The organism is Enterobacter asburiae (assembly GCF_007035645.1).
GTDB classification, from domain to species: domain Bacteria; phylum Pseudomonadota; class Gammaproteobacteria; order Enterobacterales; family Enterobacteriaceae; genus Enterobacter; species Enterobacter asburiae_B.
This window is the reverse complement of sequence record NZ_AP019632.1, coordinates 4,452,025-4,465,723: the sequence shown is the minus strand read 5'-3', so window position 1 is coordinate 4,465,723 and position 13,699 is coordinate 4,452,025. Positions and strand designations below refer to the sequence as shown.

General features: G+C 54.6%; 12 protein-coding genes. 11 read left to right on the top strand and 1 reads right to left on the bottom strand.

Going from position 1 to position 13,699, the window contains the following annotated elements:
- Nucleotide 1: 1 nt before the first annotated feature.
- Nucleotides 2-1,270, bottom strand: coding sequence for an ATP-dependent RNA helicase RhlB (gene rhlB / locus FOY96_RS21395; protein ID WP_023309646.1), 1,269 nt, complete (start codon nucleotides 1,268-1,270; stop codon nucleotides 2-4).
- 144 nt (nucleotides 1,271-1,414) lie between these two features.
- On the opposite strand from rhlB, the gene trxA reads away from it, so the two are divergent.
- From trxA to wzyE, 11 genes are all read left to right on the top strand, one after another.
- Nucleotides 1,415-1,744: a thioredoxin TrxA gene (trxA, locus tag FOY96_RS21390; protein ID WP_006179218.1), complete on the top strand. Its 330-nt coding sequence runs from the start codon at nucleotides 1,415-1,417 to the stop codon at nucleotides 1,742-1,744.
- Between the two features lie 345 nt (nucleotides 1,745-2,089).
- Nucleotides 2,090-3,349, top strand: a complete 1,260-nt coding sequence (rho, locus tag FOY96_RS21385; RefSeq protein WP_008501566.1) for a transcription termination factor Rho — start codon at nucleotides 2,090-2,092, stop codon at nucleotides 3,347-3,349.
- Between the two features lie 242 nt (nucleotides 3,350-3,591).
- Entirely contained in the window at nucleotides 3,592-4,695 is a 1,104-nt protein-coding gene (wecA, locus tag FOY96_RS21380; RefSeq protein ID WP_023309645.1) for a UDP-N-acetylglucosamine--undecaprenyl-phosphate N-acetylglucosaminephosphotransferase, read from the top strand.
- Nucleotides 4,696-4,708: 13 nt separating this feature from the next.
- Nucleotides 4,709-5,755, top strand: coding sequence for an ECA polysaccharide chain length modulation protein (gene wzzE, locus FOY96_RS21375; RefSeq protein ID WP_033146914.1), 1,047 nt, complete (start codon nucleotides 4,709-4,711; stop codon nucleotides 5,753-5,755).
- Between the two features lie 56 nt (nucleotides 5,756-5,811).
- Nucleotides 5,812-6,942: a non-hydrolyzing UDP-N-acetylglucosamine 2-epimerase gene (wecB, locus tag FOY96_RS21370; protein WP_065419804.1), complete on the top strand. Its 1,131-nt coding sequence runs from the start codon at nucleotides 5,812-5,814 to the stop codon at nucleotides 6,940-6,942.
- Nucleotides 6,939-8,204 (top strand): UDP-N-acetyl-D-mannosamine dehydrogenase, encoded by a 1,266-nt coding sequence (gene wecC, locus FOY96_RS21365; RefSeq protein ID WP_143347703.1) that lies wholly within the window; start codon nucleotides 6,939-6,941, stop codon nucleotides 8,202-8,204. The genes wecB and wecC overlap by 4 nt, the downstream gene beginning before the upstream one ends.
- Nucleotides 8,201-8,878 carry a dTDP-4-amino-4,6-dideoxy-D-galactose acyltransferase gene (rffC, locus tag FOY96_RS21360; protein ID WP_064673092.1) on the top strand — a complete coding sequence of 226 codons (678 nt, stop codon included), beginning with the start codon at nucleotides 8,201-8,203 and terminating at the stop codon, nucleotides 8,876-8,878. The genes wecC and rffC overlap by 4 nt, the downstream gene beginning before the upstream one ends.
- 4 nt (nucleotides 8,879-8,882) lie before the next feature.
- On the top strand, nucleotides 8,883-10,013 hold the full coding sequence (gene rffA / locus FOY96_RS21355; RefSeq protein ID WP_023309640.1) for a dTDP-4-amino-4,6-dideoxygalactose transaminase: 1,131 nt from the start codon (nucleotides 8,883-8,885) through the stop codon (nucleotides 10,011-10,013).
- A 1-nt stretch (nucleotide 10,014) separates the two neighbouring features.
- On the top strand, nucleotides 10,015-11,265 hold the full coding sequence (gene wzxE, locus FOY96_RS21350; RefSeq protein WP_045888450.1) for a lipid III flippase WzxE: 1,251 nt from the start codon (nucleotides 10,015-10,017) through the stop codon (nucleotides 11,263-11,265).
- Entirely contained in the window at nucleotides 11,262-12,341 is a 1,080-nt protein-coding gene (locus FOY96_RS21345; protein ID WP_143347702.1) for a TDP-N-acetylfucosamine:lipid II N-acetylfucosaminyltransferase, read from the top strand. Before wzxE ends, FOY96_RS21345 begins: the two co-directional genes overlap by 4 nt.
- Nucleotides 12,338-13,690, top strand: coding sequence for an ECA oligosaccharide polymerase (gene wzyE / locus FOY96_RS21340; RefSeq protein WP_033146908.1), 1,353 nt, complete (start codon nucleotides 12,338-12,340; stop codon nucleotides 13,688-13,690). The genes FOY96_RS21345 and wzyE overlap by 4 nt, the downstream gene beginning before the upstream one ends.
- Nucleotides 13,691-13,699: the final 9 nt, after the last annotated feature.

Here is a 13,699-nt window from a genome sequence, read left to right as displayed (position 1 = left end):
CTTAACCTGAACGACGACGATTACGCGGCGCGCCACCTGAACGACGCGGACCATTGCCGGAGCGTGGGCGGGTTAGACGCTTAGGCGGCGGCAGTTCGCTTAACAACGCTTCCGGATTGTATTTGCTCTGCGGGATAGAGTGACCGATATACGTCTCAATGGCCGGGAGATTCAGCGCATACTCTTCACACGCCAGGCTAATCGAGTGACCGCTTGCGCCCGCACGACCGGTACGACCGATGCGGTGTACGTAGTCTTCGCAGTCGTCTGGCAGATCGTAGTTAAAGACGTGCGTCACGGCCGGAATATGCAGACCACGAGCAGCAACGTCGGTTGCGACCAGAATATCGAGATCGCCACGGGTAAATTCTTCAAGAATACGCAGGCGTTTTTTCTGCGCCACGTCGCCGGTCAACAGGCCAACACGGTGGCCGTCTGCAGCCAGATGGCCCCAGATGTCTTCACAACGGTGTTTGGTGTTCGCGAAGATAATGGCGCGATCTGGCCACTCTTCTTCAATCAGCGTTTGCAGCAGACGCATTTTCTCTTCATTGGAAGGGTAGAAGAGCTCTTCTTTAATGCGGTGACCCGTTTTCTGCTCAGGTTCCACTTCTACATATTCGGCGTTGTTCATCTGTTCGAACGCCAGCTCGCGTACGCGATAAGAAAGGGTAGCGGAGAACAGCATGTTCAGACGCTGATTGGCCGGCGGCATGCGGCGGAACAGCCAGCGAATGTCTTTAATGAAGCCCAGATCGTACATGCGGTCAGCTTCATCGAGCACTACAACCTGGATTGCGCCGAGGTTAATGTGGTTCTGTTTGGCGTAATCGATAAGACGGCCGGTGGTACCGATCAGGATATCCACACCGCTTTCCAGCACTTTCAGCTGTTTATCGTAGCCGTCGCCGCCATAGGCCAGGCCAAGCTTCAGTCCGGTAGACTGCGCCAGGGGTTCAGCGTCTGCGTGGATCTGTACCGCCAGTTCTCGCGTCGGGGCCATAATTAGCGCGCGCGGCTGGTTAACTTTGCGGTCTGCAATCGCTGGGTGAGAAAGTAAATAATGAAACGTTGACGTTAAAAACGCCATCGTTTTGCCGGTACCGGTTTGCGCCTGCCCGGCAACATCGCGACCGGCCAGCGTCAGCGGCAGCGCGAGGGCCTGAATGGGCGTGCAGTTATGAAACCCTTTATTTTCAAGGGCTTCAATCACCTTCGGGTGCAGCGCGAAGTCGGAAAACTTCTGTTCTGTTAAATGTGTTTTGCTCATAGTGTGGTAGAATATCAGCTTACTATTGCTTTACGAAAGCGTATCCGGTGAAATAAAGTCAACCTTTAGTTGGTTAATGCGACATCAACACGTCGTTGGTGGAGACAAAACCAACGTACCAGGCTTATTCCTGTGGAGTTATATATGAGCGATAAAATTATTCACCTGACTGACGACAGTTTTGACACGGACGTACTTAAGGCTGACGGGCTGATCCTCGTCGATTTCTGGGCTGAATGGTGTGGTCCTTGCAAAATGATCGCCCCGATTCTGGATGAGATCGCTGACGAATATCAGGGCAAACTGACCGTTGCCAAGCTGAACATCGACCAGAACCCGGGCACCGCACCAAAATACGGTATCCGTGGCATCCCAACCCTTCTGCTGTTCAAAAACGGCGAAGTGGCAGCGACCAAAGTGGGCGCACTGTCCAAAGGTCAACTGAAAGAGTTCCTGGACGCTAACCTGGCGTAAGGTTTCTCCGCTGTGCGTTCAGGGCTCCCGGCTAAATGATGTGGAACTCTGGACGCCCGGCTGAAGTCGTGCTAAGTTAGCTATGACTTCGTTTTAAACATATCTTGTTGTTTGAATCTTGTTTTACCCGATACTTCCCGTTGTTAACATGAACAGTGCGTGAAGTGGCTAAATTCCGGGCTTGTCACTCAATCCGTCTTGTCGTTTCAGTTCTGCGTTCTTTCCCTGTGACCAGACAGCGAACAGACATGAGTTGATGGCCGCTAAACAGGCATGGATGACCCTGCCATACCATTCACAACATTAAGTTCGAGAATCACCCCGAGTTTAAGAACCCACACCATTATGAATCTTACCGAATTAAAGAATACGCCGGTTTCTGAGCTGATCACTCTCGGCGAAAATATGGGACTGGAAAACCAGGCCCGTATGCGCAAGCAGGACATCATTTTCGCCATCCTGAAGCAGCACGCTAAGAGTGGCGAAGATATCTTTGGCGACGGTGTGCTGGAGATATTGCAAGACGGATTTGGTTTCCTCCGCTCTGCAGACAGCTCCTACCTCGCCGGCCCTGACGACATCTACGTATCCCCCAGCCAAATCCGCCGTTTTAACCTCCGCACTGGTGACACCATTTCAGGTAAGATTCGTCCTCCTAAAGAGGGTGAACGCTACTTTGCGCTGTTGAAAGTCAATGAAGTTAACTTCGACAAACCGGAAAACTCGCGTAATAAGATCCTCTTTGAGAACTTAACGCCGCTGCACGCGAACTCTCGCCTGCGCATGGAGCGTGGTAACGGTTCTACTGAAGACTTAACCGCGCGTGTTCTGGATCTGGCATCACCAATTGGTCGCGGCCAGCGTGGTCTGATTGTGGCACCGCCAAAAGCGGGTAAAACCATGCTGCTGCAGAACATCGCGCAGAGCATCGCTTATAACCACCCAGACTGCGTGCTGATGGTGCTGCTGATCGACGAACGTCCGGAAGAAGTGACCGAGATGCAGCGTCTGGTTAAAGGTGAAGTGGTTGCTTCTACCTTCGACGAACCGGCATCTCGCCACGTTCAGGTTGCGGAAATGGTTATCGAGAAGGCGAAACGCCTGGTTGAGCACAAGAAAGACGTGATCATCCTGCTTGACTCCATCACCCGTCTGGCGCGTGCCTATAACACCGTGGTTCCGGCGTCAGGTAAAGTGCTGACCGGTGGTGTGGATGCTAACGCCCTGCATCGCCCGAAACGCTTCTTCGGTGCCGCACGTAACGTGGAAGAGGGCGGCAGCCTGACCATCATCGCGACGGCGCTGATCGATACCGGTTCTAAAATGGACGAAGTAATTTACGAAGAATTTAAAGGTACAGGTAACATGGAACTGCATCTTTCTCGTAAAATCGCTGAGAAACGCGTCTTCCCGGCTATCGACTACAACCGTTCCGGTACCCGTAAAGAAGAGCTGCTCACCACGCAGGAAGAGCTGCAGAAAATGTGGATCCTGCGCAAAATCATCCATCCAATGGGTGAAATTGACGCGATGGAGTTCCTCATTAACAAACTGGCGATGACCAAAACCAACGACGATTTCTTCGACATGATGAAACGCTCGTAACGCAAATAAAGCCAGCGAACGCCACGTTTTTACGTGGCGTTTTTCTTTTATGGACTATACGCTAGTACCATCTACTCCCAATTTTGACCGGTCGGTGCGACAATAGGGACGTTTGTGCAGCTAAAGAAATAATTGATTGAAAAATATACAAAGGGAGTGGTCAGAAGCCATCTTTATTACTTCTGAGGCTGTGGCTTCATGGTTATACTTCCGGGACTAACATTTGTTGAGAGCAATCCATTGTGAATCTATTCACCGCCGTTACTGAACTGATCAGTATTTTTTTATTCACAACCTGTTTTTTGTTCATTGCGCGCAAGGTGGCAAAACGAATAGGGTTGGTGGATAAGCCAAATTTTCGTAAACGCCATCAGGGACTTATTCCTTTAGTCGGCGGGATTTCTGTTTACGCAGGGATTTGCTTCACGTTTGGTATTGCCGATTATTATATCCCGCATGCCGCCCTCTACATCGCCTGCGCCGGTGTTCTGGTGTTAGTCGGGGCCCTTGATGACCGGTTCGATATTGCGGTGAAAATACGCGCTACCGTTCAGGCGGCGATTGGCGTGGTGATGATGGTAGTGGGCGGACTGTATCTGCGAAGCCTAGGCTATGTATTTGGCCCCTGGGAGTTAGTCCTGGGTCCATTTGGCTTCTTCCTGACACTCTTTGCCGTCTGGGCGGCAATCAATGCTTTCAACATGGTGGATGGCATTGACGGCCTGCTCGGTGGGTTGTCGTCCGTCTCGTTCGCCGCAATCGGCATTATTTTATGGTTTGATGGTCAGTACAGTCTGGCAATGTGGTGTTTTGCCATGATTGCCGCCATTCTGCCTTATATCCTCCTAAACCTCGGTGTGCTGGGCCGTCGTTATAAAGTCTTTATGGGTGACGCGGGCAGTACACTGATTGGTTTTACGGTTATCTGGATCCTGCTTGAAACCACACAGGGTCAAACCCATCCGATAAGTCCCGTAACCGCGCTGTGGATTATTGCCATTCCATTAATGGATATGGTGGCGATTATGTATCGCCGCCTGCGCAAGGGGATGAGTCCTTTCTCTCCTGACCGCCAACATATTCATCATCTCATCATGCGTGCGGGTTTTACTTCTCGTCAGGCGTTTGTGCTGATTACTCTGGCCGCCGCTATTTTGGCCGCGATTGGTGTAGCTGCAGAATATTCTCATATTATTCCTGAGTGGGTTATGTTGGCATTATTCTTGCTGGCATTTTTCCTGTACGGCTACTGCATTAAACGCGCATGGAAAGTGGCGCGATTTATTAAACGTCTTAAACGCAGGATGCGTCGTAACAGTGGCAAAAACACAACATTAACTAAGTAAAACCGGGACTATGATGACTCAACCGTTGGCGGGAGCGAAATCAGTGGTAACTGAGAATGAACTGGATATTCGGGGTTTGTTTCGCGTGCTATGGGCAGGCAAACTTTGGATTGCGGGGATCGCGCTGGGGTTTGCACTGTTAGCGCTGGCCTATACGTTCTTTGCAAAACAAGAGTGGAGCGCCACGGCAATCACAGACAAGCCAACGGTTAACATGCTCGGGGGATACTATTCCCAGCAGCAATTCCTGCGTAACCTGGACATCAAAGCCAGTCTTGCAACGCCAGACCAGGCTTCCGTTATGGATGAAGCCTATAAAGAGTTTGTGATGCAGCTGGCTTCGTGGGATACCCGCCGCGATTTCTGGTCCCAGACGGATTACTACAAGCAGCGCCGGGTTGATAATACAAAAGCCGACGCCGCCCTGCTGGACGATCTGATTAACAATATTCAGTTTATGCCGGGCGACGCGCTGCGTAACGTGAATGACAGCGTCAAGCTGATTGCAGAAACCGCGCCGGATGCCAACAACCTGTTGCGTCAGTACGTCGCGTTTGCCAGCCAGCGTGCCGCAAGCCATCTTAACGAAGAGCTTAAAGGTGCCTGGGCGGCTCGTACCATCCAGATGAAAGCCCAGGTGAAACGTCAGGAAGAGGTGGCGAATACCATTTTCGGTCGCCGTGTGCATAACATTGAGCAGGCGCTGAAAATTGCAGAACAGCGCAATATTTCCCGTACTGAGACTGACGTGCCGGCCGATGAGCTGCCTGATTCAGAGATGTTCCTCCTTGGTCGCCCTATGTTGCAGGCGCGTCTGGAAAACCTCCAGGCCGTCGGTCCTGATTTTGACCTCGATTACGATCAAAATCGCGCGATGCTCAATACGCTTAATGTCGGTCCATCTCTGGACCCGCGTTTTCAGACCTATCGTTATTTGCGAACGCCTGAAGAACCTGTAAAACGCGATAGTCCGCGTCGTGCATTCCTGATGATTATGTGGGGGATTGTAGGCGCACTGACGGGCGCTGGCGTGGCGTTAACGCGTCGTCGCAAAAACTAAGAACGCCGTCTACGATGAAGGCTGCGGCCTTCATCGCCTAATCGAAGAGAATCGATGTGAAAGTACTAACCGTATTTGGCACCAGGCCGGAGGCCATTAAGATGGCACCTCTGGTTCATGCGCTGGCCTGCGATCCTGATATTGAAGCGAAAGTGTGCGTCACTGCCCAACACCGTGAGATGCTCGATCAGGTTTTAACGCTCTTCTCCATCGTCCCGGATTACGACCTTAATATTATGAAACCGGGGCAAGGATTAACGGAAATAACCTGTCGCATTCTGCAAGAGCTAAAGCCGATCCTGGAGTCATTCAAGCCTGACGTGGTGCTGGTTCACGGTGACACCACCACAACCGTGGCGACAAGCCTGGCCGCGTTTTACCAGCGAATTCCCGTGGGGCATGTTGAGGCGGGTCTGCGTACCGGCAATCTTTATTCGCCGTGGCCGGAGGAGGCCAACCGCACGTTAACGGGTCATCTGGCGATGTACCACTTTGCGCCAACGGAAAACTCCCGTCAGAACCTGCTGCGTGAAAATATCGCCGATAACAAAATCTTTGTGACCGGCAATACGGTCATTGACGCGTTAATTTGGGTACGTGACCGCGTCCTGGCAAATAGCGAGCTTCAGAAAGAGCTCGCTGCCCGCTATCCGTTCCTTCACAACGGTAAAAAAACCATTCTGGTTACTGGCCACCGTCGCGAAAGCTTTGGCAGGGGTTTCGAGCAAATCTGTCACGCGCTGGCTGAAATCGCCGCGCAGAACGATGATGTGCAAATTGTCTATCCAGTACACCTTAACCCTAACGTCAGCGAGCCGGTTAACCGGATCCTGGGCCATGTCGACAATGTCCTTCTGATTGAACCTCAGGACTACATGCCGTTTGTCTGGCTGATGAACCACGCCTGGCTGATCCTCACCGATTCCGGCGGAATTCAGGAAGAAGCGCCATCCCTCGGCAAACCGGTGCTGGTGATGCGTGAAACGACCGAACGTCCGGAAGCCGTCAAAGCCGGTACGGTGCGGCTGGTCGGCACCAACGCGCAGCTCATCGTCGAAGAGGTCACGCGCCTGCTGCATGACGATGAAGCGTATCAGGCGATGAGCCGGGCCCATAATCCGTACGGAGACGGGCAGGCTTGTGGCCGTATTTTGCAAGCACTTAAACACAATCGGGTATCGCTATGAGTTTTACTACCATCTCGGTCATTGGTCTTGGCTACATTGGCTTGCCTACTGCGGCCGCGTTTGCCTCTCGTCAGAAACAGGTTGTCGGTGTGGATATCAACGCACGGGCGGTAGAAACCATTAACCGTGGCGAGATTCATATTGTGGAGCCCGATCTTGACCGCGTGGTGAAAGAGGCGGTGGAGGGGGGCTTCCTGCGTGCCAGCACGACGCCAGTTGAAGCGGATGCCTACCTGATTGCCGTCCCCACTCCATTTAAAGGCGACCACGAGCCCGACATGGCGTTCGTCGAGGCGGCGGCAAAATCCATCGCGCCTGTGCTGAAGAAAGGGGCGCTGGTGATCCTGGAATCAACATCTCCGGTCGGCGCTACCGAGCAGATGGCACAGTGGCTGGCCGACGCGCGCCCTGATTTAAGCTTCCCGCAGCAGGCGGGTGAACAGGCGGATATCAACATCGCTTACTGTCCGGAGCGCGTGTTACCGGGTCAGGTGATGGTCGAACTGATTAAAAACGACCGCGTCATTGGCGGTATGACGCCCGTCTGTTCCGAACGTGCCAGCGCGCTGTACAAGATTTTCCTGGAAGGTGAATGCGTGGTGACCAACTCCCGCACCGCCGAGATGTGCAAGCTGACGGAGAACAGCTTCCGCGACGTCAATATCGCCTTTGCGAACGAACTGTCGCTGATCTGTGCCGATCAGGGGATTAACGTCTGGGAGCTGATTAGTCTGGCGAATCGCCATCCGCGCGTGAATATTCTCCAGCCAGGTCCGGGCGTGGGCGGACACTGTATCGCCGTCGACCCGTGGTTTATCGTGGCGCAAAATCCGGCGCAGGCGCGTCTGATTCGCACCGCGCGTGAAGTGAACGACAGCAAGCCTCACTGGGTACTCAATCAGGTTAAAGCGACGGTAGCGGATTGTCTGGCAGAGAGCGGCAAGCGCGCCAGCGAGCTGAAAATTGCCTGCTTTGGTCTGGCATTCAAACCCAATATTGACGATCTGCGTGAAAGCCCGGCGATGGAAATTGCTGAGATGATTGCCGAATGGCACAAGGGTGAAACGCTGGTGGTTGAGCCGAATATCCATCAATTGCCGGCAAAACTGGCGGGACAACACTGCACGCTGACGGCGCTGGACGACGCGCTGGCGACGGCGGACGTGCTGGTGCTGCTGGTGGATCATAAAGAGTTTAAAGCAACGTCCGGCGATGCCGTTCGTCAGCAGTATATTGTGGATACCAAAGGTGTCTGGCGTTGAACAGCCTGAATGGGGTGCTCGAGTCCCTGCAGTGGGAGAGTGCCTTTTTCGGCCTGCCGTCGGCCATCGTGCGTCTGCGTGATGATGCGTCGGTGCTGGCTGAACCGGATTTTATCGCCTGGCAACGGGTGCAGGCTAAGATCCCGGCGGAGCGAGCCGATCTGCTTGATGCGCTCCAGCAACACGGCTTTCAGCTGGTTGAAGGTGAGGTAGACCTTTCCATTAACCTTACCCGGCACGATGCGTCCGGCGCGGAAATTGCAACAGAGCAGGACATCCCCGTGCTGCGTCAGATGGCGGCCCAGGCGTTTGCTCAGAGCCGCTTTCGTGCGCCCTGGTATGCGCCTGACGATAGCGGACGTTTCTATGCCCAGTGGATAGAAAATGCGGTCAAAGGCACCTTTGACCACGTCTGCCTGGTTTTCCGTGCAGGGGACGGTCAAATCCAGGGGTTCGTCTCGCTGCGTAAGCTCAACGAGCGCGAGGCGCGTATCGGCTTATTAGCCGGGCGCGGCATGGGTGAGAAACTCATGCAGGCGGCGCTGCACTGGGCGCAGCAGCAACAGCTTGTGACGCTGCGGGTCGCGACCCAACTGGGCAACACCGCCGCGCTTAAACGTTATATTGCGAGTGGTGCCAACATCGACGCCACCGCCTACTGGTTATACAGGTGACAAGATGATTCCATTTAACGCACCACCCGTTGTCGGAACTGAACTCGACTATATGCAGTCTGCCATGGGCAGCGGCAAACTCTGTGGTGACGGCGGTTTTACCCGTCGCTGTCAGCAGTGGATGGAACAGCGTTTTCGCAGCGCCAAAGTGCTGCTGACCCCATCCTGTACGGCATCGCTGGAAATGGCGGCACTGCTGCTGGATATCCAGCCCGGTGATGAAGTGATTATGCCGAGCTATACCTTCGTTTCCACCGCAAACGCCTTTGTCCTACGCGGAGCGAAAATCGTCTTTGTGGATATCCGCCCGGATACCATGAACATTGATGAGACGCTGATTGAAGCGGCGATCACCGACAAAACGCGCGCGATCGTGCCGGTTCACTACGCGGGCGTGGCCTGTGAAATGGACACCATCATGGCCATCGCCAAAAAACATAATCTGTTCGTGGTGGAAGATGCCGCGCAGGGCGTGATGTCCACCTACAAGGGACGCGCACTGGGCACGATCGGCCACATCGGCTGCTTTAGCTTCCACGAAACCAAAAACTACACGGCGGGTGGAGAAGGTGGCGCGACGCTGATTAACGACCGGGCTCTCGTGGAGCGTGCGGAAGTGATCCGCGAAAAAGGCACCAACCGCAGCCAGTTCTTCCGGGGACAGGTTGATAAATACACCTGGCGCGATATCGGCTCCAGCTATCTGATGGCGGATCTGCAGGCGGCGTATCTGTGGGCGCAGCTGGAAGCGGCGGAACGTATCAACCTTCAGCGTCTTTCCCTGTGGCAAACGTATTATGATGCGCTTGAGCCTCTGGCCAAAGCCGGGCGTATTGAGCTGCCGACCATCCCGGCGGATTGCGTCCACAACGCGCATATGTTCTACATCAAGCTGCGCGATAACGACGACCGCAGCGAGCTCATCGCCTGGCTGAAAGAGGCCGAAATTATGGCGGTGTTCCACTACATCCCGCTGCACTCCAGCCCGGCCGGCGAAGCGTTTGGCACGTTTGCGGGTGAAGATCGTTACACCACCAAAGAAAGTGAGCGTTTGCTTCGCCTGCCACTGTTCTACAACCTCGCGCCTGTTAACCAGCGTACGGTGATTAATACCCTTCTGAGTTATTTCGGCTGATATGTCTCTGGCAAAAGCATCGGTGTGGACCGCCGCGTCCACGCTTGTAAAAATTGGCGCCGGGCTGCTGGTCGTCAAGCTGTTGGCCGTCTCATTTGGCCCCTCTGGTGTCGGGCTGGCAGGTAATTTCCGCCAGCTCGTTACCGTCCTTGGCGTGCTGGCCGGTGCCGGTATCTTCAACGGCGTCACCAAATACGTTGCGCAGTATCACGATGATGCGGCTCAGCTGCGCAGAGTGGTGGGTACCTCTTCGGCGATGGTCACGGGTTTTTCGACCCTGATGGCGATTGTCTTTCTGCTGGCGGCGGCGCCCATCAGCCAGGGATTGTTCGGGCACACCCATTATCAGGGGCTGGTGCGTCTGGTCGCGTTGGTTCAGATGGGCATTGCCTGGGCTAACCTGCTGCTGGCGCTGATGAAAGGTTTTCGTGATGCCGCCGGGAACGCGCTTGCCTTAATCCTGGGCAGCGTCATCGGCGTGATTGCCTATTACTTTTGCTATCGCCTGGGCGGCTATGAAGGCGCACTGCTGGGGCTGGCGCTGGTCCCGGCACTGGTTGTTGTACCTGCGGCATTTATGCTGATGCGTCGGGGCGTCATCCCTCTGAGCTACCTGAAACCGCAATGGGACACGATGCTTGCCAGCCAGCTGGGTAAATTTACCCTGATGGCGCTCATCACCTCTGTTACGCTGCCGGTAGCCTACGTGATGATGCGAAATTTGCTGGCGGCGCATTATAGCTGGGATGAAGTGGGGATCTGGCAGGGCGTAAGCAGTATTTCCGACGCCTATCTCCAGTTTATTACGGCTTCCTTTAGCGTTTACCTGCTGCCAACCTTATCGCGTCTGACGTCCAGACAGGATATTACCCGTGAGATTTTCCGATCGCTGCGCTTTGTGCTGCCAGCCGTCGCGGCGGCCAGCTTTACCGTCTGGCTACTGCGCGATGTCGCCATCTGGCTGCTGTTCTCGGCGAAGTTCACCGCCATGCGCGATCTCTTTGCCTGGCAGCTGGTGGGTGATGTACTGAAAGTGGGTGCTTACGTTTTTGGCTATCTGGTGATTGCAAAAGCGTCCCTGCGGATGTATATCCTGGCGGAAATTAGCCAGTTTGCGTTACTGACAGCATTTTCACACTGGCTGATACCCGCGCACGGTGCGCTGGGGGCGGCTCAGGCCTACATGGCAACCTATATCGTTTATTTCGCCGCCTGTTGCGGCGTATTTTTATTGTGGCGTAAACGCGCATGACTGCACTGATTCACATCCTGGGATCGGATATCCCACACCATAACCAGACCGTTTTGCGGTTCTTCAACGACGAGCTGGCATCGGGTAATCCTGATGCGCGTGAGTTTATGGTTGCAGGTCAGGATAAGGGCCTGAGCGAGGCGTTTCCGGCGCTGACGATTCGCTTCTGGCCGGATAAGGCCGCGCTGGCGAAGGCGGTCGTTGCCAGAGCCAAGGCGGATCGTAAGCAACGTTTCTTTTTCCACGGGCAGTTCAATACCGGCCTGTGGCTGGCGCTGCTTAACGGGGGGATTAAACCCTCCCAGTTCAGCTGGCATATCTGGGGAGCCGATCTCTACGAAGTCTCCCGCGGCTGGAAATTCCGTCTTTTCTATCCGCTGCGCCGCATGGCGCAGGGGCGCGTGGGCTGTGTGTTTGCCACCCGTGGCGATCTCAACTATTTTGCTAAACAGCACCCGAACGTGCGCGGAGAACTGCTCTATTTCCCAACCCGCATGGATCCGGCGCTGAACGCCATGGCGAATGACGCGGTGCGTGAAGGCAAGCTAACGATCCTGGTGGGGAATTCCGGCGATCGCAGTAACGAACACGTCGCAGCGCTCAGGGCGGTGCATCAACAGTTCGGCGACACGGTGAACGTGGTGGTGCCGATGGGCTATCCCGCCAACAACGACGCCTATATTGCTGAGGTTCGCCAGCAGGGACTTGCGCTGTTTAGCGCAGAAAATTTGCACATCCTCAGCCATAAACTGGAATTTGATGAGTATCTTGCGCTGCTGAGAAAATGCGATCTTGGCTATTTCATCTTCGCCCGACAGCAGGGAATCGGCACGCTGTGTCTGCTGATTCAGGCGGGTGTACCGTGCGTGCTCAACCGCGACAACCCGTTCTGGCAGGACATGGCCGAGCAGCATATTCCGGTGCTGTTTACCTCAGACACGCTGAATGTCGAGGTGGTACGGGAAGCCCAACGCCAGCTCACGCTGGTGGATAAAAATAGCATCGATTTTTTCAGCCCGAATTACCTCACGCCGTGGCATCGCGCGCTGCGTATCGCTTCAGGAGACAAAGCATGAGTCAGTTGCAATTCAGCGGCTTACTGGTTGTCTGGCTTCTGAGCGCCCTGTTTATCGCCACGCTTACCTGGTTTGAATTCCGCCGGGTGCGGTTCAACTTTAACGTTTTCTTCTCGTTACTGTTTCTGCTGACCTTCTTTTTCGGCTTCCCGCTGACCAGCATTCTGGTCTTCCGTTTTGACGTGAGCGTCGCGCCGCCGGAAATCCTGCTCCAGGCGCTTCTGGCGGCGACCTGCTTCTATGCCGTCTACTACGTCACCTATAAAACGCGTCTGCGTTCAGCGCAGGCTGCTGTCCCGCGTCGGCCGCTTTTTACCATGAATCGGGTTGAGACCCACCTGACGTGGGTGATGCTGATGACCATCGCCCTGGTCAGCGTCGGTATCTTCTTCATGCATAACGGCTTTCTGCTGTTTAAGCTCCACTCCTACAGCCAGATTTTTTCGGCCGAAGTCTCGGGCGTGGCGCTTAAGCGTTTCTTCTATTTCTTCATCCCGGCGATGCTGGTGGTCTTTTTCCTGCGCCAGGACAGCAAAGCGTGGCTGTTCTTTCTGGTCAGCACCGTCGCGTTTGGCATTCTGACCTACATGATTGTGGGCGGCACGCGCGCGAACATTATCATCGCCTTCGCCATCTTCCTGTTTATCGGCATCATCCGCGGCTGGATCTCGCTGTGGATGCTGGTTGCGGCAGGCGTGTTTGGCATTGTGGGGATGTTCTGGCTGGCGCTGAAGCGCTACGGGATGAACGTGGCGGGCGATGAGGCGTTTTACACGTTCCTCTACCTGACGCGCGATACCTTCTCGCCGTGGGAAAACCTGGCATTGCTGCTGCAAAACTATGACAAGATTGATTTCCAGGGGCTGGCGCCGATTGTTCGAGACTTCTACGTCTTTATCCCTTCCTGGCTATGGCCGGACCGGCCCGGCGTGGTGCTTAACACGGCGAATTACTTTACCTGGGAAGTGCTGAACAACCATTCCGGTCTGGCAATCTCGCCAACGCTGATTGGTTCCCTGGTGGTGATGGGGGGGGCGTGGTTCATTCTGCCCGGGGCGGTTGCCGTGGGGCTGATTATCAAGTGGTTCGACTGGCTTTACCTGCGCGGCAACGAAGAGACCAACCGCTATAAAGCCGCCATTTTGCACAGTTTCTGCTTTGGTGCCATTTTCAATATGATCGTTCTGGCGCGCGAAGGGCTGGATTCGTTCGTGTCGCGCGTGGTGTTCTTCATGGTTGTTTTCGGCCTCTGCCTGTTGCTGGCCAAACTGTTGTACTGGCTGTTTGACAGCGCAGGTCTTGTGCACAAGCGCGAACGGCAGGGCAGCACAACGCTGTCGCAAGTCTGAGTAAGGATA